The 23,405-nt window shown below is 44.1% G+C and carries 14 protein-coding genes; 9 read left to right on the plus strand and 5 right to left on the minus strand.

Going from position 1 to position 23,405, the window contains the following annotated elements; translation table 11 throughout:
* Nucleotides 1–101: 101 nt before the first annotated feature.
* Nucleotides 102–1,304: a benzoate/H(+) symporter BenE family transporter gene (locus tag AC0YN6_RS07300; RefSeq protein WP_475746001.1), complete on the plus strand. Its 1,203-nt coding sequence runs from the start codon at nt 102–104 to the stop codon at nt 1,302–1,304.
* Between the two features lie 5 nt (nt 1,305–1,309).
* Here AC0YN6_RS07300 and AC0YN6_RS07305 read toward each other — a convergent pair whose 3' ends face one another.
* Nucleotides 1,310–1,822, minus strand: coding sequence for an acyl-CoA thioesterase (locus AC0YN6_RS07305; RefSeq protein WP_475746002.1), 513 nt, complete (start codon nt 1,820–1,822; stop codon nt 1,310–1,312).
* A 452-nt stretch (nt 1,823–2,274) separates the two neighbouring features.
* Here AC0YN6_RS07305 and AC0YN6_RS07310 point away from each other — a divergent pair, with 452 nt between their 5' ends.
* Both AC0YN6_RS07310 and lacZ read left to right on the plus strand, forming a co-directional pair.
* Nucleotides 2,275–4,080, plus strand: coding sequence for an ABC transporter ATP-binding protein (locus tag AC0YN6_RS07310; RefSeq protein ID WP_475746003.1), 1,806 nt, complete (start codon nt 2,275–2,277; stop codon nt 4,078–4,080).
* Nucleotides 4,081–4,270: 190 nt separating this feature from the next.
* The gene (gene lacZ, locus AC0YN6_RS07315) at nt 4,271–7,378 is read left to right on the plus strand and encodes a beta-galactosidase, LacZ type (RefSeq protein ID WP_475746005.1); all 3,108 of its coding nucleotides are present in this window, start codon (nt 4,271–4,273) and stop codon (nt 7,376–7,378) included.
* Between the two features lie 49 nt (nt 7,379–7,427).
* Here lacZ and AC0YN6_RS07320 read toward each other — a convergent pair whose 3' ends face one another.
* The 4 genes from AC0YN6_RS07320 to AC0YN6_RS07335 all read right to left on the minus strand — a co-directional run bounded on the left by AC0YN6_RS07320 (nt 7,428) and on the right by AC0YN6_RS07335 (nt 10,237).
* The gene (locus AC0YN6_RS07320) at nt 7,428–8,117 is read right to left on the minus strand and encodes an AIM24 family protein (RefSeq protein ID WP_475746006.1); all 690 of its coding nucleotides are present in this window, start codon (nt 8,115–8,117) and stop codon (nt 7,428–7,430) included.
* Nucleotides 8,114–8,578, minus strand: a complete 465-nt coding sequence (locus AC0YN6_RS07325) for a hypothetical protein (protein ID WP_475746008.1) — start codon at nt 8,576–8,578, stop codon at nt 8,114–8,116. The genes AC0YN6_RS07320 and AC0YN6_RS07325 overlap by 4 nt, the downstream gene beginning before the upstream one ends.
* Nucleotides 8,579–8,730: 152 nt before the next feature.
* Nucleotides 8,731–9,729, minus strand: a complete 999-nt coding sequence (locus AC0YN6_RS07330; RefSeq protein WP_475746009.1) for an aldose epimerase family protein — start codon at nt 9,727–9,729, stop codon at nt 8,731–8,733.
* Nucleotides 9,730–9,874: 145 nt separating this feature from the next.
* The gene (locus tag AC0YN6_RS07335) at nt 9,875–10,237 is read right to left on the minus strand and encodes a LytTR family transcriptional regulator DNA-binding domain-containing protein (RefSeq protein ID WP_475746010.1); all 363 of its coding nucleotides are present in this window, start codon (nt 10,235–10,237) and stop codon (nt 9,875–9,877) included.
* A 166-nt stretch (nt 10,238–10,403) separates the two neighbouring features.
* On the opposite strand from AC0YN6_RS07335, the gene AC0YN6_RS07340 reads away from it, so the two are divergent.
* From AC0YN6_RS07340 to AC0YN6_RS07365, 6 genes are all read left to right on the plus strand, one after another.
* A complete protein-coding gene (locus tag AC0YN6_RS07340) occupies nt 10,404–11,495 on the plus strand; it encodes a lactonase family protein (RefSeq protein ID WP_475746012.1) in 1,092 nt (363 codons plus the stop codon).
* A gap of 69 nt (nt 11,496–11,564) precedes the next feature.
* A complete protein-coding gene (locus tag AC0YN6_RS07345) occupies nt 11,565–12,794 on the plus strand; it encodes an MFS transporter (RefSeq protein ID WP_475746013.1) in 1,230 nt (409 codons plus the stop codon).
* Between the two features lie 136 nt (nt 12,795–12,930).
* Complete coding sequence (locus AC0YN6_RS07350) at nt 12,931–14,292, plus strand: DUF2087 domain-containing protein (RefSeq protein WP_475746015.1); 1,362 nt, start codon at nt 12,931–12,933, stop codon at nt 14,290–14,292.
* 35 nt (nt 14,293–14,327) lie between these two features.
* Nucleotides 14,328–15,572: an MFS transporter gene (locus AC0YN6_RS07355; protein WP_475746017.1), complete on the plus strand. Its 1,245-nt coding sequence runs from the start codon at nt 14,328–14,330 to the stop codon at nt 15,570–15,572.
* Between the two features lie 331 nt (nt 15,573–15,903).
* Nucleotides 15,904–16,881, plus strand: a complete 978-nt coding sequence (locus tag AC0YN6_RS07360; RefSeq protein ID WP_475746020.1) for an S-layer homology domain-containing protein — start codon at nt 15,904–15,906, stop codon at nt 16,879–16,881.
* Between the two features lie 4 nt (nt 16,882–16,885).
* Nucleotides 16,886–23,350 carry an Athe_2463 domain-containing protein gene (locus AC0YN6_RS07365; RefSeq protein WP_475746022.1) on the plus strand — a complete coding sequence of 2,155 codons (6,465 nt, stop codon included), beginning with the start codon at nt 16,886–16,888 and terminating at the stop codon, nt 23,348–23,350.
* Nucleotides 23,351–23,405 lie beyond the last annotated feature (55 nt).

Below are 23,405 nucleotides of genomic sequence, written 5' to 3' on the forward strand. Positions count from 1 at the left end.
TTTTTTGGTGAGTGGATGGATACAAATCGAGCTCAAAAGGTTATACTTAAGCACTCGAACAACTACGAATCAGTATAACTATAAGAGGAAGCGATTTGATTATGACACAACATGCAAAACTGAATCAGCAAAATCTATTTACGGGTATCTTATCTGCATTGCTCGCTTGTACAGGTGGGGCGGTTCTAATTGTAAGCAGCGCGGAAAATGCTGGTTTTACGACGGTAGAGCTCATTTCATGGTTGTTCGCCGTTTATTTTTTTGGTGGACTATTGAATATCGCCTTGACGCTAAAATACAAAATTCCGTTTGGCGGCGCCCATTCCATCACAGCGTCCGCTTTCTTAAGTATGTCTGCTACCCAGTTTTCAGTGCAGGAGCTCGCTGGCGCAAGTATTTTAACTGGGATCATAATCGCAGTATTTGGATTATCTGGTTTATCTGACAAGCTGCTTGCCGTATTGCCAAAGCCGCTTATGGACGCGATGTTAGCTGGATTAATTTTCAGCCATATTGTGAAAATCGTTCCTGCAATGAAGGACGCACCTTTTGTTGGATTTATGGCAATGCTAGGTTTCTTTTTATTTCCACGCTTGTTTAAGGGATGTCCTCCCGTGCTGGGCGTTGTTTGTATGGGCTTGCTGGCCCTTTGGATTGGCTATGATCTTCCGGCGATGGCGTCGCTGCCGTTCGCGATGCCCCATGTGGTTCAGCCCGAATTTTCATTAAACGGTTTGTTATCCTTGACGCTGCCCATGACAATGCTCGTGCTTAGCAATGATTTATTCGTAGCCTTGGCAGCACTTCGGAAAAACGGCTATGAGCCTCCTGCTTCCAAAACGATAGCGATAACCGGTGTTGCCACCGCGGCTGTCGGTTTCTTGGGCGGACATACTGCAAATATAGGCGGAATGATGAGTATGCTGTGCAGCAGCGAAGAAGCAGGTAAGAAGGAATCTCGTACTTATGCTGCTATCGTCTCAGGAGTGCTGGTATCTATTTTTGGAATATTCGCATGGAAAGTTATCGCCTTTATTAATATACTTCCGCTATCTTTTATTTGGATGCTAACGGGCTTCTCGCTAATGGGCGTATTTATTCAAAGTCTTCAATCTGCATTTTCGGAATCGACTTATCGGTATTCAACAGCGTTCACATTTGCGATTGCGGTAGCTAATATTTCTTTCCTTGGTATTTCTGCTCCAGTGTGGTGCTTAGTTGTCGGTATTGTAACAATGAAATGGCTTGGCGAGGGAACGCGCAGCAATCCTTCACTTCGAACTGAACAAAAGTTAAAGGGGTAATCGGCTCATTCCCAAGGATACTTCGTCAGCAAATAATCGGCGAACTTCTTGCTCGCCTCTCTGCGCTGCTTCCGCATAGCCGTTCGATGCTCTGCCGTTTCATATAATTTAATTTCTTCTTCTGATTCAGGGACAATACGAGGTACAAGTATTGTCTCATTTTGTTCTTTCAAGGCTACAAAAGTGAGAAAAGAGGTGGCTGCGATTTTGCGCTCGCCGCTTTTTAAATCTTCTCTAATTACTTTTACAAATACCTCCATTGAGCTTTTGCCTGTCCATGTAACGAATGACTCCAAGGAAACGGAATCCGTTGGCCGGATAGGGTGCAGGAAATCGACGGAATCGGTTGACGCCGTTACTGCGGTGACACGACATAATTTGGAAGCGGATATTGAAGCGATATCGTCGATATAAGACATAAGCTTGCCGCCGAATAATGTATTATGATTGTTTACATCCGTTGGAAATACTCTCGAAACTTTAAAGCAGCGTGTTTCTTTAACGTATTTATTATCCAAAGTACTCACTCCGCTTTCTAAAGGTTTGCTGCCACTTGGGTATTTTCCCCTGTATATGTTGCAGTTATGCTGCTATTATCAATTTGGTCAAAAAAAGCTCTATTGCAGATTCTGCAATAGAAAGCTTACATGAACGTGAACAAGGCGGTCTACGTTGTATTAATGCAATAGAAAGCTGCTTATTTCCTTCGGATATTGATGGAACAATCGATTCTATTGTACTAACTACAGTGTACGTAAGAAGCAGCCAGCTTGAAGTGAATTCTACTGCACAAACTGCAACGTACTGTGCTCTTGCTTAAACACCGTTAATCACTCACAACAAAATCGAATAGAAGATGTACAATATTATTCATTTACAGGAAGCGAAAATGAGCGTAATATGATGCGGTAGCTTATCGTATACAGAACGGAATTTCATCATGCAGAGCTGCAGAAGGATGGAGAAAACAATGTCAGAGAGGGTTGTAAAAACTCAGCTTGGTGCTGTGAAGAGTCTAGGGAGCACGTTTGAGAATGCTGCACTAGAAGAAAACACCAGCCCATTAAAATTTTTATTGTCTTTGTATAAAGGCAATTTCGGAAATCTATTCGTTTCCTTATTATTTTTGGTCATAAAGAGCGCCCCTGTTTATGTGCTGCCAATCGTAACGGCTAATATTATTAATATTGCAACGAATCCAGCCAAATATCCGCTTAGCGGGATCTGGATTAATTTTGTTATTATACTGATCGTTATATTGCAAAATATACCGACGCATGCTGCTTACATTTCCTTTTTGAGCCGTGCGGTACGTTACGTAGAAGCGGGACTGCGGAGCGCGCTGGTGCGCAAGCTGCAGCAGTTGTCTATTAATCAACATCGCGAGCTGCCTGCGGGCAAGCTGCAGTCCAAGGTTCTGCGAGATGTTGAAGCGGTTGAGATGATGTCGAAGCAATTCATGCTAGCGCTCGCGCCGGCTGTCGTGAACATCATTGTCTCCTTTATCATCACACTGAAAAGCAGCTGGATGGTTTCATTATTTTTTGTACTGACCATTCCGATGTCTATAGCCATTGTGAACGTATTCCGGCGCAAAATTCGGAAGTCGAACAAGGAATTCCGCAAGGAAATCGAGCAGATGTCGTCACGGGTGTCGGAGATGGTTGAGATGATTCCGATTACGCGCGCGCATGGTCTGGAGAAAGTTGAGATTGCGCGTATTGATTCGACGCTTCGCAACATTCAAGGCAAAGGTTATCGGCTTGATTTGGTAGAGGCTTATTTCGGCTCGACAAACTGGGTGACATTTCAAGTATTTCAGGTGCTTTGCTTAATATTTACCGCGTATCTAGCTTACAATGGAGAAATTCAGGTTGGCGATGTCGTCATGTACCAAGGCTTCTTCGCGATGATACTTGGTTCTGTTACCGGTCTTATTAATATTTATCCGCAAATTGCAAAAGGGCTTGAGTCCATTCATTCGATTAAAGAAATATTGCAGTCTACCGATATTGAGAATAACAGCGGTAAAAGAAAGGTTCCAGATGTGCGCGGTGAATTCTCCTTCGAGGGCGTTGAGCTGTCGTATCCAGGGAGCGAGCACCATGTGCTTGAGGACGTTACTCTCAACGTTGAAGCGGGCGAATGTATCGCTTTTGTCGGTGCGTCCGGTGCTGGCAAATCGACAGTACTTAATCTAGTTATAGGCTTCTTGCAGCCTACCGGCGGCAAGGTGCTAATGGACGGCATTGATTTGGCGGACATTGATTTGCGCAGTTATCGCAAGCATTTGGCAGTCGTGCCGCAGACGAATATTTTGTTCTCGGGTACGATTCGAGATAATATAACATATGGTCTTCGTGATATTACCGATGAGCAAGTGAGGCGTGTCGTTGAGATGGCTAATTTATCTGAATTTATCGGGCAGCTGCCGAATGGTTTAGACACAATGGTAGGCGAGCATGGCGGCAAGCTGTCCGGCGGGCAGCGTCAGCGAATCGCGATTGCCCGTGCGCTCGTACGCGAGCCCAAAATTATTATTTTGGACGAGGCGACTTCTGCGCTTGATAATGAATCGGAATTCCATGTTCAGAAGGCGATGCAGGAGCTGATTAAGGGTCGGACGACGTTCATTGTCGCTCACCGCTTGTCAACGATACGGGATGCAGATCGTATTGTCGTTATGAAGCATGGACGTATTGTCGAGGTTGGTACATTCGATGAGCTCATGGCGAGCAAAGGTGAATTTTATAATTTGAAGCAGCTGCAGCTATAACGGTTAGCTGATTTGAATAGACGAATAAAGGTTGATTAGGCATTTTGCCTGATCAGCCTTTTTTCTATGTTTAGTGTGTTAAATGTTCATATTTTTATATGTGATGTGAATATTGTTTATTACTCTTGAAAACGGAATGACTTATAATTTGAATATAATATAAATTAACAGTGATGAGGTGCTTGATTTTATGCGTAAGAAGCTAATCTATACACCGCCGGCCAACGGTTATCCGGAGTGGAACAACAATCCTGAAATTTATCGACTGAACCGTTTGGATGCACATGCATCTTTAATGCCATTTGATACGATAGAGGAAGCATGGGAAGGCAGCCATAACAAATCTTCGAACTATTTGCTGTTGAACGGACAATGGAAATTCGCGTTCGCTCCGAATGCGGAATCCCGAATTGCGAACTTTTATGAAGCTGATTATGATCTTAGTCAGTGGGATGACATTACAGTTCCAGCTCATTGGCAGCTGCAGGGCTATGATTATCCGCAATATACAAATGTGAAATATCCATGGGACGGCAACGAGGACATAAAGCCGCCGTTCGCTCCAACTGCCTATAACCCCGTCGGCTCTTATGTACGTACCTTTACGGTTCCTGAACAATGGAATGGCAAGCCAATATTCATTAGCTTTCAAGGTGTGGAATCGGCTTTCTATGTGTGGCTGAACGGTGAGCTTGTAGGGTTTAGTCAGGATACCTTTACGCCCTCCGAGTTTGATCTCACTCCTTATCTTACAAGCGGCGAGAATAAGCTGGCAGTTGAGGTTTATCGATGGAGCGATGCGAGCTGGCTGGAGGATCAGGATTTTTGGCGCATGAGCGGCATTTTCCGTGACGTCTACTTGTATTCAACACCAGAAGCACATATTTACGATTTCTTTGTGCATACGGAGCTTGATGAGCAGTACCAGGATGCAGAGCTTATTATTGACGCGAAGCTGCTTAATTATTTTGTTAGACCGCTGGGTGAGATTACGGTGGAGGCAGCTTTGTATGATTCAAATCGAGCCCCCGTATTCCCGAAACCGCTTACGATTCAGTCAAAGGTGGAGGGTGAGGAGTTAACTGCTGCACAACTTCAAGGCACTGTACGTAATCCGTTAAAATGGAGCGCAGAGCAGCCGAATTTATATACGTTGATTTTAAGCTTGAAGTGGGAGGATGGAACGCTTCTTGAAGCAATAAGCTGCAAGGTCGGCTTCCGTAAGTTCGAGATCAAAGACGGCTTGATGCAAATCAATGGACGCCGCATTATGTTCAAAGGAGTAAATCGTCATGAATTCGCATGCGACACCGGCCGTGCCATCAATGAGTCAGATATGCGCAAGGACGTAGAACTAATGAAGCAATACAACATTAATGCTGTACGTACTTCACATTATCCGAACAACTCGCTTTGGTACAAGCTCTGTGATGAATACGGTTTGTATGTTATCGATGAGACGAATCTGGAGACTCATGGTTCTTGGTCTTATGGACAGAAGGAGCTTGGGGAAGCAGTGCCGGGAAGCAGGCCGGAATGGACCGGAGCGGTGCTGGATCGCTGTAATTCGATGCTGCAGCGGGATAAGAACCATCCATCCATTGTGATATGGTCGCTTGGCAACGAATCCTTTGGCGGAGACAACTTTATAAAAATGCATGATTTTCTTCGTGAAGCCGATCCGTCACGTGTCATTCATTATGAGGGAGCATTTCATTTCCGTGAATCGGATTCCTCTTCTGATATTGAAAGCCATATGTACACAAGTCCGCAAGGCGTTGAGCATTACGCAAGAAATAACCCGAAGAAACCTTTTATCATTTGTGAATATAGTCATGCCATGGGTAATTCCTGCGGAGGCTTGCATTTGTATTGGGAGGTTTTCGAGAAATATCCGATATTGCAAGGCGGCTTCATTTGGGATTGGATAGATCAAGCTATTCGAATAACGGACGACAGCGGAACAGTGAAAATGCTGTACGGTGGTGACTTCGGCGAATCACCGCATGACGGCAATTTCTGTGGGAACGGCCTTATTTTCGCAGATCGTAAGGTGTCGCCTAAGCTTCAAGAGGTGAAGAAAGTTTATCAAAATGCGAAGTTTGAGGCGATTGATTTGAAGATCGGACAAGTGAAGGTGAGCAACCGTCATTTGTTCAGCTCCTTAGATCGCTTTACGCTCGCATGGCAAGTTGCTATCGATGGCATTACGGTCGAAGCAGGGACGGCAGACGCCGTTGCAGCACCGGAAACGGAAGAAACATTAACTATTCCATATGCGCTTCCGAAGCTTACAAGCGTTTCATCCGAAGCTGTTTTAACTGTACAGCTGCTGCTTAAGGAGCAAACTCTGTGGGCAGACGCTGGACATGAAATAGCTTTCGAGCAATTTATATTGCCAGCGCCTGTTGAGCTTGTCATCGGCCCGGCAGCTGTTAAACCAGCCATTAAAATTGAACAATCGGCGAATACCTTGCTCGTAAGCGGTGATTCCTTTCAAGCACGATTCGATTTAACAAACGGAAATCTTGCATCCTATGAATGGAATGGATCAGAGCGGTTATCGCATGGGTTAAGACCGAATTTCTGGCGCGCCTATACAGATAATGATCGCGGCAATCAGCAGCATATGCGCTGCGCGACTTGGCGGGAAGCGGGTGCGGAGCGTGTTCTGCAAGCTATGACTTGGGAGATTGAGGCGAGCAGTGTGACCGTTAGTGTACAGTACAGCTTGCCTACTACGTCTGAGTCCCTGCTTTCCATGATTTATACGGTAAGCGGAGATGGAGAGATTAATGTATATGAGAAGCTGCAGCCTGGGGAAGCCTTACCGGAAATACCGGAGATTGGCGTTCTATTCCAAATGCCTGCACAATTTGATCAACTAAGCTGGTACGGCAAAGGTCCGGATGAAACGTATTGGGACCGCCAAACGGGAGGCAAGCTGGGGCTTTACGCTGGCAAAGTTCAGGATCAGCTCGTACCCTATATTCGGCCACAAGAATGCGGCAATAAAATGGACGTCCGCCATGCAGCGATTACGAATGCACAAGGGGAAGGGCTCATCCTGAAGGGCGCACCGTATTTTGAACTGAATGTATTGCCATATACTCCTTTTGAACTGGAAGCCTTTGACCATATTCATCTACTGCCAGAGAGCAGCAAAACGGTCGTTCGCGTCAATCATAAGCAAACAGGCGTCGGTGGTAATGACAGCTGGGGACAACGACCGGAACAACAATATACGTTGTTTGCGAATCAAGCCTATACACATCGTTTTTCATTAAAAGGGATTTAAATAAAGAAGAGGCTGGTCTTCCGTCTGCTGACGGTAGGCTAGCCTCTTCTTACTTAATATAGATGCCGCCAAATGGCAGCACTTCACGAAGAATTCTTTTGATAAAACCTCCGTTTTGCAGCTGTTCTTCTAAATCGGAATCACGTGAGCCCGTCTGAATAAGTACAGGGCCGGTGCCGCGAATTTCCCACTGGACATTCATATGCTGGCTTGCAAGCTTATTGCCATAGACAGACAGCTGGATGGATGCATGCTCAGGATATGCTACGAGTGCTCCAGTCTCTACATAAAGCGGGCGATCCGGTTGAAGCTGAATTGATTTCACATCACCAGCTGATATAATACCGAGCAAGCCAGGTCCTGAAAAACGCATGCGGACAAATTCCTTTGTAATCCACACGTTTTTCATTTTCTGAACGACAGACTTCAGCTTCATTCCATCCGAGAAAAAGAGGATATGCCGGAAGTCGAACAATAAATCGCTTTTCTCATGGATATGAATCGTTTCAAGTGAACAGCCCGCGGGCAAGCCGACAATAAATTCGGAGGGTCCCGAAATTAGGGAGCGGATCCATCGTTTCTTACGGTACATGCCGGCGAAATCCATGAAACGATCCTCGCGGTTCTGCGGGTCGCCTTGATAGGCAATAATTGATTTGGGGTGCAGCACATGCAGCTTGTCCGCTTCATCAAGGCTGAGATGCACGTGCCCGACCTGGGAGGGAGTGGTTATATTCATCCGCTAATTCCTCTGCTGCCGCTGCTGCGCTGCTTACGCCATACAATATAACGCCAGACTCGTATGGATGCGATATAAGCTGCAAAAACAACGACGATAATAATGACAGTATTAATAAGTTTGCTTATAAAGGATTTCTTGTCCTGCTTCATGGCATCCATCTCAGCTTGCAAATCTGCATTTTGTGCCATAAGCTGCTCGTTTTGGGCAAGCAGTTCTTTCTGTTTAAGCGCATATTCTGCGGCAGTCTTTGCGGATTCCTCGAGCTGACGCTGTTGCTCTGCCAGAGCTTCCTGTGCTTCAATGTATTGTTGTTGAAGCTCGCTTATTTTCTCGGGAGTATTATAAATGTCTTTGATACGGTCAAATATACCTGCGTGGACAGCCGGTTGTGGAATGACGATGAGAATAAAAGCTAAGAAGCTTGTAAGTACAAGTGCTTTCCAAATCGTATGAATCATTATAATCTCCCTTCAGTTTTCGACATTAGAGGAGCTGATACATACATTTTACAGCCTTTCTCGACAATAGTCACCCTTGTCCTACATTTGGACGGAAAAGCAGATAAAAAAAAGGATAGCAGCGACAACGCTGCTATCCTTTTGATCAGTAATTATTTTCTAACGTACAAACGGCTTGATTCTTCCCAAATTCCGCCTGGCTCAAGTGAGACAAGACCGATTTGCTCAGCCGGCAAATTCACATTCGGCGCATTGACTAGATTAAGCTGCGGCTCAGGACAGAAGAAGCCCGGCGTGGCGTTGTTGTTCCAAATCATCCACTGCTTATAAGCCGTTCCGATATCGTATACAAGTGTTACATCATTGCGTGTATCGGTAAGTACCATTGAATTACGGCCGTTTTGCGGCTCAGTAGTGTAATGGTTGTCCATCGATTCCCAGAAAGGTGAAATACCTGTTATCTTCATCGCTTCCTCATCCGCTACAAGCGGCTGGTATTTGCCTGTCGGAAGCATACGCTCATTCAGCTCCCAACGCTTACCGGTTGTGAGTGTGAAGCGATAGTCTTCGGACGTACTGTTCGAAGCGAATGGTGCGTTGATCGTCGTATGGAAAGCGATCATACAAGGCATTGCTTCCGTTCCTTCATTATGTACCGATACGTGCTGCAGTAGTCCCGTATCATTCAGAGCGTAACGAAGTTTTATGGTGAACCGATGCGGCAAGTATTTGTAGATCGGGTGGCTTTCATCGATAGAGATTTTGAGTGATACATAGCTTTCCGTTTTGTTTGTGCCAAAATCCTCGACGCTCCATGCAGCGGTATGGAAAAATCCGTGCAAATGGTTGCCTGTTTTCGCTTCATTAACAGGGAAATTATATGTTCGGCCGTTCCAAGTAAAGGTACCGTCTTCATAGCGGTTGGGAGGGAACAATACAGGGATGCCATGGATGCCCGGATTTTCTCTAAAGCTATCCATTTCCTCTAGTGATGGTTCACGCAGAAAGGTGTAGTTATTTACTTTGTCGCGAAAAGCGATAAGGTTAGCGCCAACAGCCGGCAAAACAGCGGCTTCATAAGCGCCCCATTGCAGCCATACAGCCTGTTCATCATTGAATAATTGTTCGAATGCTTGTCCTTGCGTCGACATGGTAGTCCTCCTAAAATTTAATAAGAATGAGTTTGATCTTTACAATAAATGTTTGGAATATTCAACTTTAGAATAGCAGGACAGCGCGCAACAAACAACCGCCCTATTCCGATAATAGCGGAAAATAGAGCGGTTGTATGTACAACTATGGAGTTATACGTAAATCTTTGTTGGAAGTTCGTTGTGAAAACAGCTGCTGGATGACAAATTGCTTGCGGCGATTGACATGTAGTTGCTTTGAATCGGAGATATCGGAGTCGAAATGAATCGTGCCAGCATCGATCATCTTGATTTTTCCGATATTAATGTAGCAATTGGAGCTGATTTGATAGAAACTGCGTTCATTCGTCAGCTGGTTAATTTGCTCGGCAGTCATTCTTTTCTTTATTCTATAGTTCCTGCCATGGAAGCTTACGAGTTGTTGCATACCGAGCTTGAAGTACAGCACATCCGATTCCAATTCGAAATCCTCATACACATTCCGTTCGCTCATTACAACATTCACCATCTCAATTCCCCCTTTAGAAATGTGAATCGCTGATTTGTTAGCGCTTACATTGTAGCATGTCACAATAGTATTTGTGAAGTCTTTTATAAAAAAAAGACATTGTTTGATAAAGCGGCATGTGCTATGGTCACAGTAATGCTAAAAAAAGTAAGAGAGGATGATAAAGATGAGTAATAAAAATGGGCAAGCAGCATCGAGTAAGTTTCTTTATGTTGGGTCATATGGAACAGCGGAAGAGGCTACCATTCATGTGTGCACGTTCAATGAGGAGACATGTGAGCTAAGCATTATTCAGCGTCTGAGCGGCTTAGAGAATGCTTCTTATTTAACGCTGAATTCTGATGGCGGCAGTTTGTATGCAGTTAGTGAAACAGATAGGACAGGAGCTGAGCCGGGCGGTTCGATCGCAACGTACTCGATAAATAAAGAAACAGGTTTGTTGAGCGCTGCAAGCAACCGTCTTCTTACTCACGGCGCAGATCCATGCTACTTAAGTACGGACCCGTCTGGGAATATGCTCTTCACTGCTAACTATACTGGCGGAAATGTTGCTTTATTCCCGATTACAGCTGAGGGAGCTTTAGAAGAAGCCTCTTCCGTTCAGCAGCATTCCGGGGAGCTGGGTCCTAACGCAGCAAGGCAGGATGCACCGCACGCACATTGTATCGTGCCGCTCGGTTCATCTTTTGTATGTGCTGCCGATCTGGGCATCGATGCGATCGTAACTTTCCGCTATGATGCGGAGCAGCACACGCTTACTCCTCATGGCATTAGTAAAGTTCATCCTGGCGCCGGTCCGCGTCACCTGATTTTTCATCCGAATGAAAAGTTCGGTTACGTTATGAATGAGCTGGATTCTACAATTACACAATTGAAGGTCGATGCTGAGCAAGGTGTATTAACAGCAGGGCAGACGATTTCGGCATTGCCGGCTGATTACAACGGATATAATGACTCCGCGGATATTCATTTAGGTGTTTCGGGACGTTATTTATATAGTTCAAACCGCGGGCATAACAGCATCGCTGTATTTGCAGTTGATCAAGAAAGCGGAGAGCTTGAACTTATTCAGCATATTCCTTGCGGCGGCGAGATACCGCGAAATTTCGTAATTACACCAAGCGGTGACCATTTGCTTGTTGCCAATCAGAAGACGGCTAATATTACTGTATTTACGATAGATGCGGAGAGCGGGCTGCTCTCGAAGCTGGATTCGGAGCTTGAACTGCCAAGTCCTGTTTGCATGAAATTCGCTTAAGAATAATAACCTGCGTACTGCAGCTTTGGAAGTCATGGTTTTCGTCAAGAAAGGCAGGTCCTGCTTAACATGTCAGCACCGTTAGAAATGAGAAGCATAAATAAAGAAGCAATGAAATCTGCTACTGTATATTCCATATTAATTTGCATTAGTTCGGTTCATCTCATGAATGATATGATGCAATCCGTTGTCTCAGCTTTGTTTCCCGTTTTAGAGCAGTCACTGCGACTAAGCTTGGCGCAAATTGGCTGGATTGCTTTTACGCTCAATATGACCTCGTCGGTTATGCAGCCAGTTGTCGGCTTGATCTCGGACAAGAGGCCTGCGCCTTGGATGCTTCCTATCGGTATGCTCTCCAGTATGGTTGGGATGGTTGGTCTTGCCTTTGCACCGAGCTTCTACACGGTTCTTCTTGCTGTTGTATTCGTGGGCCTTGGCTCAGCGGTGTTCCATCCAGAGGGGTCGCGAGTCGTACATTTAGCAGCAGGCAATCGTAGAGCCTTCTCCCAGTCGATCTATCAGGTTGGCGGCAATTTTGGTCAGATGCTCGGTCCATTAATGACAATGTTAATTTTCTTGCCGTTTGGACAGAAGGGTGCCATATGGGGGACTCTGCTAGCTGGTTCAGCGATTATTATTTTGATGAAGGTCGTTCCTTGGTATAAGACGCAGCTCGCTGTGCACGATGGGAAAATGCAGCAGCGGAAGGCTGCAGGTAAAGTAAAGGCAGCACTTGCGCCCAAGGTTGTCGCGTTTGCACTTTCGATTCTGTTTATGATCGTTTTTGCACGTTCTTGGTATGCGGCTGCTATAGGTAATTTTTATCAGTTTTATGTGGTGGAAACGTATCATCTAACGATCAAGCAAGCGCAGATTCCATTGTTTTTATTTATGGCAGCGGGCGTGGCTGGAACTTTCTTAGGCGGTATATTAGCGGATCGTATTGGACGAAAAAAAATGATGCTGCTTTCAATTCTCGGCGCAGCGCCATTCGCACTCATTCTTCCGCATCTGCCGCTGCCATGGGTATACCCGTTGATTGCTGTGCTTGGATTTATTTTGCAATCTGGATTCTCGGTCAGCGTCGTATATGCGCAGGAGCTTATGCCGAGCAAGGTGGGAACTGCTTCAGGACTCATTACTGGACTTGCTTTCGGTATGGGCGGTCTTGGCGCGGTTATACTCGGATATTTGGCGGACGCGCGCTCGCTTAGCTTTGTAATGATCGCATGCAGCGTATTGCCGCTGATTGGTTTGCTGGCAATTCTGTTGCCAAAGGATAGGAAAGAAGCAGCATAATAGAATGACATGAAGAGAAGTCGCTTTAAGGGAAATCCTTAGGCGGCTTTTTTTGTTTCTCGTTATTGATAAAAACCAAACATAATCATATAATGTTTATTAATTAAACAAACGTATATGAGGAGTGTTTGGTTATATGGAGAATGATGAGAGGTTTTGGTCTGCTTCGATTGAAGAACTGAAGCAAGGTTATGTGTACGAGGAAGCAGAAGGGTATTATTATTGCCTCATTTGCGGAACTCGCTTTGAGGACGGGGAAATTTTTCGGGATGAGCATTCTGGACGTTTTTATGAGGCTCGCAAATATGCAGCACATCATGTACAGCAGGAGCATGGCTCTATGCTGAATTATTTACTTGAACTTGATAAGAGAAAGACGGGACTGACCGATTTGCAGAAGGAGCTCATTCAAGGGTTTGCTGATCAACAGTCCGATAATGAAATGATGAGTCGTACTGGAGTAGGCAGCGCTTCGACGATTCGGAATCATCGCTTCGTACTGAAGGAGAAGGCGAAGCAGGCAAAGCTGCTGCTCGCTATTATTGAGATGATGGAGCAGGGGAATATTGCTGCACCGCGCTTCGTTCCTGTGCATCGCACTGCTACGCAGGTGGATGATCGTTATGCCATTACAGAGGAAGAGTATGCATCGCTGTTAAAGCAATATTTTCCGAAGGGGCCACAAGGTCCGTTGGCTTCATTTCCACGTAAGGAGAAGCGTAAAATTGCAGTGCTTCGTCATATTGCTTCTTATTTCCAAAGCGGTGTCCGCTATACCGAGGAAGAAGTAAATGAGCGGCTAATTCCGTTTTGGGAAGAGGATTATGTCACACTTCGCCGCTATCTGATCGAATATGGATACTTGGATCGCAAGGACGATGGGCGTGCTTATTGGGTGAAGGATTTAGTCAGTAAGAAGCAAGAGCTTGAGCAGCAAGATCGGGCTGAACAGGGAGAGCAACTGATTACGACGAAGAAGTCTTCAAAGGGCAAGCAAGGGAAACAGGGAAAGCAGAAGACTCAGGCAAACATACAGGAGAAAGCAGATGATCGAAAGGGTGAGCCCAAAATGGATAAAGCAAAGCGGAAACAGTTGACCGCCGATTACCAAGAACGCGAGCGAACGATGGGTGTGTTTCAAATCAAAAATAATGTTAATGGAAAAATATATATTGGCGGATCGACCAATCTAGATGCATTTTGGAGTAAAGAGCAGTTTGTGCTTAATTTCGATGGGCATGCAAACAAAGAGCTGCAGAAGGAATGGAAGCAATTTGGAAGTGAAAATTTTTCTTTTCTCATTCTCGAGACCGTTAAATTGGACCAAAAGATTCGTTATGATTATAAAGATGTATTGGACCCAGAAGGTAGGCAGCCGGTTGACATAGTGAGACAGTATAACAAAGAGGTCAACGATTTAAAGGAATTTTGGGCCGAGAAGCTGCAGCCATACGGTGAGAAGGGCTACCATAACCTGCCTGAGATGGCTGCAGACTAAAAAAGAGCAGTGGGAGAAGGAGAGTGTTTATTGAAATGTCTGCATCTGGAGTAGCACAAGCGCAAGAAAGCTTGTTCCGCAACAAATTTTTTCAAACGATCTTGTTTTCAAACGTTTTGCTGCAAATCGGGATTTGGGTACGAAACTTTGCTATTCTGATGTATGTAACTGACAAAACAAACGAGAACCCGTTTGCGATTAGTTTGATGGGCTTCGTAGAATTTTTACCGATTTTCGTATTCTCGTTTATCGGAGGAACGTTCGCGGATCGCTGGAGGCCGCGTCTTACGATGATTTGGTGTGATTTCTTATCTGCGTTATCGGTGTTTATCGTGTTGATTACGCTTCTATACGGTTCATGGCATATGGTCTATTTTGCCACGTTTGTATCCGCGATTCTGTCGCAATTTTCACAGCCCTCAGCGATGAAGCTATTCAAACAGCATGTTCCAGCTGAGCAATTGCAATCCGCAATGGCAATGTTTCAATCGCTTATGGCGATTTTTATGGTGCTGGGACCGTCACTTGGTGTCATCTCCTATCAAAAGTTTGGCATCGAAATATCAATTGGCGTGATGGGTGTAGCTTTCTTACTTTCCGCTGTCGTGTTGTTCCGAATTCCGCGTGACCGTGAGGTTGAACGAGTAGACGCCGCTTCGAAGCGTCATTTTTGGCAGGAATTGAAGGATGGTTTCGGTTATGTATGGCGTAGTCCGGTGTTGAAGGCACTCGGAGGAACGTTTGCATTAGCTGGAACAGCAGTAGGCATAGCTCAGACGCTTGGTTTGTTTATCGTTCTGGAGCGTTTGGGGCAGCCAAAGGAATTTTTGCAGTATATGTTAATGGTTAATGGAATTGCGATGCTTGTTGGCGGTGGGGCCGTCATGGTAATAGCCAAAAAGGTTTCTCCGCAAAAGCTGCTAGCCATCGGTTTGTTGGTTAGCTCGCTTACTATGATTGGCGTAGGCTTGTCGACAAGTATACCCATTACGCTGGTGCTGCAGTTTATTAGCGGTCTAGGCTTCCCTATGATTCAAATTGGAATCAGTACGATGATTCTGCAGTGGTCAGAGGAAGCATATACAGGGCGAGTGAATGGTGTGCTGACACCAATGTTCATGGGAATGATGGTCATTATGACGCTCGTTGCTGGCCAGCTTAAGCTGGTATTCCCGTTAGTCGGCATTTATTGCGTTGCCGGTTCAATTATGTTTTTGGGAATGCTGCTCCTTATCCCTTTATTCAAGCATAAACCGCTTGTTGCCCAATCTAGCACGTAATTAGCTGGTGGATATTGACAGATTCTCTCTTGTGAAGTAACATTTGCTTTAATTGATATGATCGATAGCGAAGCACGCTTATACCCTCGGTAGAGGGAGGGGCGTGCTTTTTTTGTTGTTGCATCGGGAGTGTCTCTTGGAGAGTGGCCTGCTGATGGGGGAAGTGATGCTGTCGAAATACAGCAGATGATGGAGGCAAAGGGGATGAGAAAAAAAGGAGAAGGTAACGCACAACAAGAATAACTACGAAGATGCTGTAAAATGTTGTGAGATAAATGCTGTTCGCCCACTTATGAGTTTTATATAACATTAAATATGGGAGTGGTTAAATATGCAAAAAATAGGACGAGTGATGCTCGCGTTAACACTACTTATGACAATTTTGATTAGCGCCGAAACGGCTGCGGCAGCGGCTGCTTTTACCGATACGAAGACACATTGGGCAAAGGAAGAGATTGCGAAAGCTGTTAATCAAGGCTGGATCAATGGTTACGATGCCAAAACATTTAAACCAAATTCGAATATGACTCGTGCTGAGTTTTTAAAGTCGCTTGTGGCAGCAATGAAAATCAAGGCGGAAGATATAGATACGCCATTTGTCGATGATACGGGTTGGTTTCGTTCTTACGTTGCTGCTGGATTGAAGCTATCAATGATCAAGGTTGAAGATTATAAAGAGAATATGTTTGAACCGAACCTTATGATTACGCGCGAGGAGATTGCTCGGATGACGATCCGTGCGCTGGGTAAGGAAGCTGAAGGTGTGAAATCGGGTTATTTGGCTATAGCAAAAAAGTTGGAAATCATGAAGGGCTATCCCGATGGAACGATGGGCGGGGAAAAGAACGCTACTCGTGGTGAGGCTGTGGTGATGATTCTGAATACGTTGACGGCGAAGAATGGGAAGCTGGTGGCTTATCCTAAGACGAAGGAGCAATTGAATACTTTGATTCAGTCTTTGCCTAGTTTTTCTGGAAAAACAATGTACAGTCGCGAAGAGGTAGGAGTCAATCTAAAGGGATCAGAGGTCTTCGATGATTATTTATTGTGGATTGGCTACAGTAGTACATTGAAAAGAACCACAATCGATACTTATTCTTCAACAACTGAAATGAAAGCATTAATCAAAGACTTATTAAAACAATACTATCCAAAATCATACGAAAAGGCTTACAACAATTACATTACAGTTGATGGTAAAAAAGATAATGATTCTGGAAGGAAATTCGAAACAAATTATGACGGTAGAAGTTTCCTTGTCTATAAAGGTAAAGATATTGATGGAGTGTCTATTTGGATTGGGGGTTAATTAGTTGAATAAGATACTTATTAAAAAGCTATTAGTTCTAATAGCTTTCTTATTATCAATAACCTCATTACCGATATACGAAAAAGTGTCAGCTGCTACAAACTGCCCTGCACCTGACAAATATGGTGATGATGCAAAAGGATATATTGATTATTACAATATTCCTATAAAAAGCAAAAATAATAAACCATTAAGTGAAAAGTTTTTATTGAATCAAGCTGGTATAGGTGAAAAAGTTATAGTTTACGGTTGCCCATCCGATGTATCAGATAATGAATTTGATCAAGGTCAGTATCGCTATCTTGGTTGGGATGCAGAGGGGAATTTATATCGAAATTGGAGATTTCGTAGTGACTCAAGAGCTACTTTACACGTTGCTAAAAATTGGGTTATCACACCATGGGCGACTACGATAGGAACATCAAAGGAAATACGACAAACAAATTTGTCACGTGATCCGAACGCAGCATCTTGGCTTGAAAGAATCGTAGATCCATATAAAGAGTCCCCTACTTTTCTGCAAAGCTATAACAAACGTAAAGGTACGAATTGGACTGGCGATACTTTGCTTGATTATTCAATTATTCAACAAAAACCTACTAAATTCAGTCCAGGTGTCGTTCAAATGTGGAATATTTGGCAGCCCGACGGCTCTTGGTGGTATGAAATGTTTATCATACCAGCGGATCCAATTAACGAGCCACCATCAAAACCGGATCTTCTCATTAGTCAGATAGTTAATCCGGCAGACGCTTGGATTGGTGATTCAGTCCCAGTTAAGATCACAACAAAGAACAAAAGTACAAAGGCAAGCAGCGGTCCCTTCACCGTCGGCATCGTAGGAACAAACATCAAATCAGAAGTCATCTCAAATATACCTCCCGGCCAAATCAAAACCGTTACCGTCAATGTATCCTCGACCATAAGCGGCATTAATACCTTTGCAGCAAAAACGGATTTTGGAGAAGCGGTAGCTGAATCTAACGAAAGTAACAACTTAAAAGAATTTAAAATTGCTTTCAATAAGAAAAACGAACCAACAACACCCATTGCCATCATCTCTCATAAAGAGGGAGATCATCGAACAACCTCCGAAATAAACATGAAGCCGGCAGCAGAGCCGATGCTTGATGACAAACTCTCCTATTCACCAGGTAAGGAAGCCATCACCATCAGACAGTGGAAATACAAGACGCCAGCAGGGAAAACGATAGCATCAAAGCCAGTAGCCAAAGATTTTGCTGCAGAAGGAGAATATCTTGTTGAGTTGCGAGTAACCAATTCTGCTAAAAAGGTATCAGAATGGGCGCAGCTGGTCGTTAATGTAGGAGAATTGGCAACACCAACTCCTTCAGCTAGTCCAGAACCAACGCCTACACCTCGACCAGATCTGAAAGCAGGCATTCGTTTCGAGCCTAATACAATATTGGCTGGAGGAACTTCCTCCTTGCTCAATAGCTCTGACGGATTTGATAGCTTCGAATGGACCTTTTCTAATAGCTTAGATCCTATATTTACAGACAAGAGTAAATATGAGTACCACAATCAAACATTCACAGAACCAGGCGTTTATCGTGCCAAAATCAGAGTCAGTGACAGCAGCGGATCGGCCACGGCTGAAGCTACTTTAACGGTAATCGATACCAAACCCGTAGCTATTGTTTCTGGCCCGATGCGATTAATAGAAGGAAGACCTTTTCCTGCTCCATATCACCTAGACAACTCCTATTCACGGTTAGAGGATCGCGGCGTTACCATTGATCACAGTAAAGATGAAAAGCGGTTTAAAAGAGTTGGCGATACTTCATATACTACTAACTTCCCTATCGTAAATAATCTTTCTTTAGGTCAATATAGTTTTGAAGGGAAGGTATATGATACAACAAGTAGGGTAAGTGATTGGGCAAACCTTATCGTCGATGTTGTACCAGATCAACCACCGACGATACAAGTTATTGCTCCCGAGGGAACGTATCGTAATAACAAATTTATGCTCTATATGGAAGCTGATAGTCCCGATGGGGATCTTTTAGATCATCTTCTTCTTGAAGAAAGATTTGATCGCAACGGCAATGGCAATTTTGATGAAGAGACATGGACAAAGTTATATGATGGAGCATACAAAACCACTCATACTTTAAACTATGCAACCGTAGGAAAACGACAATACCGAGCTACGGTCACGGAGAATTACGGAAAAAAAGGAACTTCGTCGCTTGCTGCAACAGACGTACTCAACTATGCTCCTTCTGTAAACTTTAATGTATTCGGAACTACGGAACAGCCAGGGCAGGGGGGAGAGAGCGGCCCGCCAGTTGTTAGCTACTCGCCGGAATCTATTTTACGGTCATGGGTTCTAAAAAAACCATACACGGGTGGTAATGCAGATAAAATTGGCTGGAAGGCAGATTCCTCTGCTATATCTACTAAAAACGCTATAATGGCAAATTTCGCAGTAGGTTATCCCAATTCGGGGAATGGATCGAACTCTAGAACTAAACATGTTTTAGCTCCTGATATCGTGGCTAAACCTTATTGGACAGCACCTTCGGGATTATTTAAGAAAGTTTATGCTGGGAACCGAATGTATGCTATTGAAGTTGCTGACGCAAACACGAAAGTTATCAGGGAATTAAACTCAATTACTGGCGTAGAATTGCGTAGATTCAATATTTATTTGAATTCTGGATACAAACTTATGGAAATTTCCCATGATGAGAAATTCTATTTCGTAGATCAACGTTATGTCGAAAGTGATTCTTCTATAAAAGTTATGGTTTTTGATAAACTGGGAAATCATATAGACACTCTTTGGATTCCTTCTCAGATAAGTTTAAAGGGTCCTATAGGGTTGTATACCAAATTAGATTTGGAATTAAGTCCTGATGGTCAAGATCTCTATATCGTAGCCAGACATATTCCAAGTGGCTATAACTTTACAAGTTATAATGTTCAATATGAATACTCGAAGTATTCATTACGTACAAAATCACTTGTCTGGAACACTATTGACGGGATCGAATATGATAGGTTCTATCAAAATGGTTTGAAATTAACAATAGCGGATAATGGTGATGTTTACTATTCATACGTTTTTGAGACTCCCAACGGTTTCGGTAACGCTCGCGTAACAAAAATTACATCCTCGGGTATTAAAACTACTTTGATACTTGGCGGTAATTATATAAGTGAGTTAACCATTTCCGATGATCAACAAATTGCATATGTCACAATTGTTTCTATTAACTACGATAGAACAAATTCAACGACAAGGTTCGTTCCTTTAAACATTGCAGGAACTGGCTTAACGCTTTACGGATGGGGAGGAACGACGATAGGGTCGCATGAAGATAATTGGGGAATGTCCGGCTGGGAACTAGATGGTGTTGCGAACCCAATAGTAAGACCTGACAGCAATTTACAAGTATTTGATATTGTAGAAATATATCACTCGTATTTATTCTCTAGAACTGGTTCAGGTCCTCAAGGTACGTTCAACGGATATCAACCAGCAAATGTAGGGAAAGCATTCTTATATCCAAATGGAACTACTGTTTATCCTTCAGTGGGAAATATATACAATGGCACCGAATGGCAAGTAAATGCTTTTTTATATGACCAAACAAATAATAGAATTATAGCTAGAACTCCGACTAGAGGTAATGAGCACCGTTTTACATCGTCATCTACTCCGATACTACCTGATGGATCATTGTACATGTTTGGCAATGATGATGTTTACCCTTTCGTTAGTGCTAGTGCTAACTCAGACATCAAACCTGTTGACTCAAACACGGTGGAAATCATGAATGATGACTGGGGCGGTTTGCTCTACGATGCGGGAAATCGGATGAAAAACTATAATCTGGAGTTCAATGTTAGTGTCAATGAGATTAGTAATGCAAAAACAATTGGTGCAGGCTTTCAAATTCAAAATGAAAAAAATATGTTTGCAGCTGAATGGACAAACAATACGTTAGCTTTATACCGCGTCGTTAATGGGGCTAAAACTTTATTACAGTCTACCTATTTAGCGCGGACTGCTTATGTCACATACCCGTTCAAGGTTGAGTCTATAAACGGCATCCAACATGTATATGTGAACCACGCTAAAGTGTTAGAAGTTGCAGATGGTACTTATACGAGCGGGTACGCTGGAATTATGTCTTTAGGGCAGCCAAATGCTGTTTATTCAAGTGTGAAAAAAACTAACTTCGGTGACACCTATACGCAGCAGACGTATGATACTGTTCTCGTTAATGATCCTATATCTTACGAGAAAATATTTAATGATATGGAAAAAGATTCGTTAGGTGCGGAGGAGTGGAGTTATAGCCATAATCCAAACTTCTTTGAAAATCCGGAAGGGTTGAGCGTTTACAACGGAAACACCTATGGATCTACGATCAATGCACTTGAGAGAGCAGGGGTATATGAAATTACCTTCCGAGCAAAAGACAATCCTGGTCTAGCTGCTTATAGCAAATGGTCGGAGCCAGTGAAGAAGCTGCTCTATGTTCATCGCAGACCTGTTGCACAGCCTGACGTAAGATTTACAGGCAGAGTATTTGTGGAAGGCGAAGCGCTTGATTATGAAACGCATGACGCGTCTTATGATCCGGATATGGCACGTATCTTGTCCGACAAGGTGTTCCGAACACGCTATGCAGATCAAAGTAATTGGAAGGCAGGGAAACGTGAATATTATAACCGCCCTGGTGTCGAGCTGATCGTACAGGAGCAAGTGAGGGATATACACGGAGCTTGGTCCTACTGGGGACAGTTCATTGTCTATAAGCCAGCAATTCCAACGATCAACCAAACGAAACCTGTAATGACCATCACGTTTCCTACAGGTACGACAGCAGCTCTTCCAACCCTACTCACCAAAGAACCAACCATTAGATGGAATTATTACGATGCCGAAAATGATCTACAAGAGCAGTATCGACTAGCGCTAACGTACGTTGACAATAACGAAGTGGCCTTATCTATCGAGCACGAGGGCAACGCGCTTACTTATGCGATGCTTGCGGGGACGATTGAGGCTGGAAGGACAGTTAAGGTTCAAGGTCAGGTGTATTCGGCTGGAGTATGGTCGAATTTGAGCAACAGTCGATTTTTCAAGCTGGATTTGCCGCCGCTAACCCATCTGCTTTCGTTTAACGGAATGAACGCTGCTGATCCTGTATATACAAAATTCAATCGTCCGCTTTTAGAAGTATTCACGATTGATCCAGAGAATCACGCGATAACAGCAATCGATTACGAGGTTTTTCGAGCATCCAATGGTGCTAATGTGACGAATACAAACTCGGCGACGTCGGCTTCAAGTTATAAGACTAATGTACTCGCTGAAGGGCTCCATTATTGGCGTGCAAGAGCATACGATGGGCTATTATGGGGGCCGTACTCGAATAACGGTTTCTTCTTTGTAGATTCGATTAAGCCCGCAGATGTAAACGAACAGTTAGAAGTTGAGCCTACGGCGGTCACGGTAAAATTTAATGCTTTTAGCGATGCCGAGCCATCCTCGGGACATGCCGCGCGAATTTTCTATTTACAGAAGGTGAATGCAGATGGCAGTGTAACGAACATTGATTTGGATGGTGATGGATCTACGGAATATAGCACACTGCTGGCGAATAATCGTCAATCTTATCGAGTGACGGGTTTAATGGCGGGACAGGAATATCGACTAACCGTACTCGACTACGATGTTGCTGGGAATGAAGGGCATTATCAATATATTCATTTCGTGACCAATAGGCCGCCGACCGCTGCTTTTGATTGGACGCCAAAGCCGGTGTATGAAGGGGATATGACTTCGTTTCTATCGAATGTGTCAGATGCAGATGGCAATGCGCTAACGATCACCTATGAGCTGACAAGTCCGCTTGGTAAAAAAAGCAGCTATTTCTATACCGTTAACGGTCCTGATTATCCGGCAAAGGGGCCTTCTTTGAGAATGACAACGACGGGGCTTTGGAGTATGAAGATGACCGTTAGCGATGGCATCGCAGATCCCGTCAGCTTGACCAAATCGTTGCAGGTGCTGCCGCTGCATATCAACGGGTATGTGCGCCATACGGAGCTGTGGGATCAATATCGCAAAGCTTACAATTTAAAAGAATCGGGAGACGAGAATGAGCCTCGCGGCTATTCTGTATTTTGGGCAGGCGAGAAATTTATTCTGGAGGCAGATACCACAATAACGGGAACTGCTGTAAAGGCGGATCGTGTAGTCGTCCGAATGGGCAGTTACGAAGCTGCGCTAGTGCCGTTAAGTGTGGCGCATACAAGCTGGAGAGGTGAGTTATGGGATGCTGAATTAGCAAAGCTGGCTAAAGGGGAAATCACCTTTACATTTACCGCTTATTACAATAATGGCACCATAAAAACGAAGTCAGTAGTCGTGAAAATCGATGATCAAGCGATAGATCTTGTCGGGGTTCATCGCGTGCAATAAAGCAGGAAGACCGGATCAAGTGCTGGTCCGGTCTTCCATACTTGCAAAGATGAGC

The sequence above is a fragment of the Paenibacillus sp. J22P15 genome (genome assembly GCF_056269345.1).

Bases quoted from the DNA above. Each gene is read 5' to 3' on its own strand.
- AC0YN6_RS07300 (WP_475746001.1), top strand. From the start codon at position 102: ATGACACAACATGCAAAACTGAATCAGCAAAATCTATTTACGGGTATC.
- AC0YN6_RS07310 (WP_475746003.1), top strand. From the start codon at position 2,275: ATGTCAGAGAGGGTTGTAAAAACTCAGCTTGGTGCTGTGAAGAGTCTA.
- lacZ (WP_475746005.1), top strand. From the start codon at position 4,271: ATGCGTAAGAAGCTAATCTATACACCGCCGGCCAACGGTTATCCGGAG.
- AC0YN6_RS07320 (WP_475746006.1), bottom strand. From the start codon at position 8,117: ATGAATATAACCACTCCCTCCCAGGTCGGGCACGTGCATCTCAGCCTT.
- AC0YN6_RS07325 (WP_475746008.1), bottom strand. From the start codon at position 8,578: ATGATTCATACGATTTGGAAAGCACTTGTACTTACAAGCTTCTTAGCT.
- AC0YN6_RS07330 (WP_475746009.1), bottom strand. From the start codon at position 9,729: ATGTCGACGCAAGGACAAGCATTCGAACAATTATTCAATGATGAACAG.
- AC0YN6_RS07335 (WP_475746010.1), bottom strand. From the start codon at position 10,237: ATGGTGAATGTTGTAATGAGCGAACGGAATGTGTATGAGGATTTCGAA.
- AC0YN6_RS07340 (WP_475746012.1), top strand. From the start codon at position 10,404: ATGAGTAATAAAAATGGGCAAGCAGCATCGAGTAAGTTTCTTTATGTT.
- AC0YN6_RS07345 (WP_475746013.1), top strand. From the start codon at position 11,565: ATGTCAGCACCGTTAGAAATGAGAAGCATAAATAAAGAAGCAATGAAA.
- AC0YN6_RS07350 (WP_475746015.1), top strand. From the start codon at position 12,931: ATGGAGAATGATGAGAGGTTTTGGTCTGCTTCGATTGAAGAACTGAAG.
- AC0YN6_RS07355 (WP_475746017.1), top strand. From the start codon at position 14,328: ATGTCTGCATCTGGAGTAGCACAAGCGCAAGAAAGCTTGTTCCGCAAC.
- AC0YN6_RS07360 (WP_475746020.1), top strand. From the start codon at position 15,904: ATGCAAAAAATAGGACGAGTGATGCTCGCGTTAACACTACTTATGACA.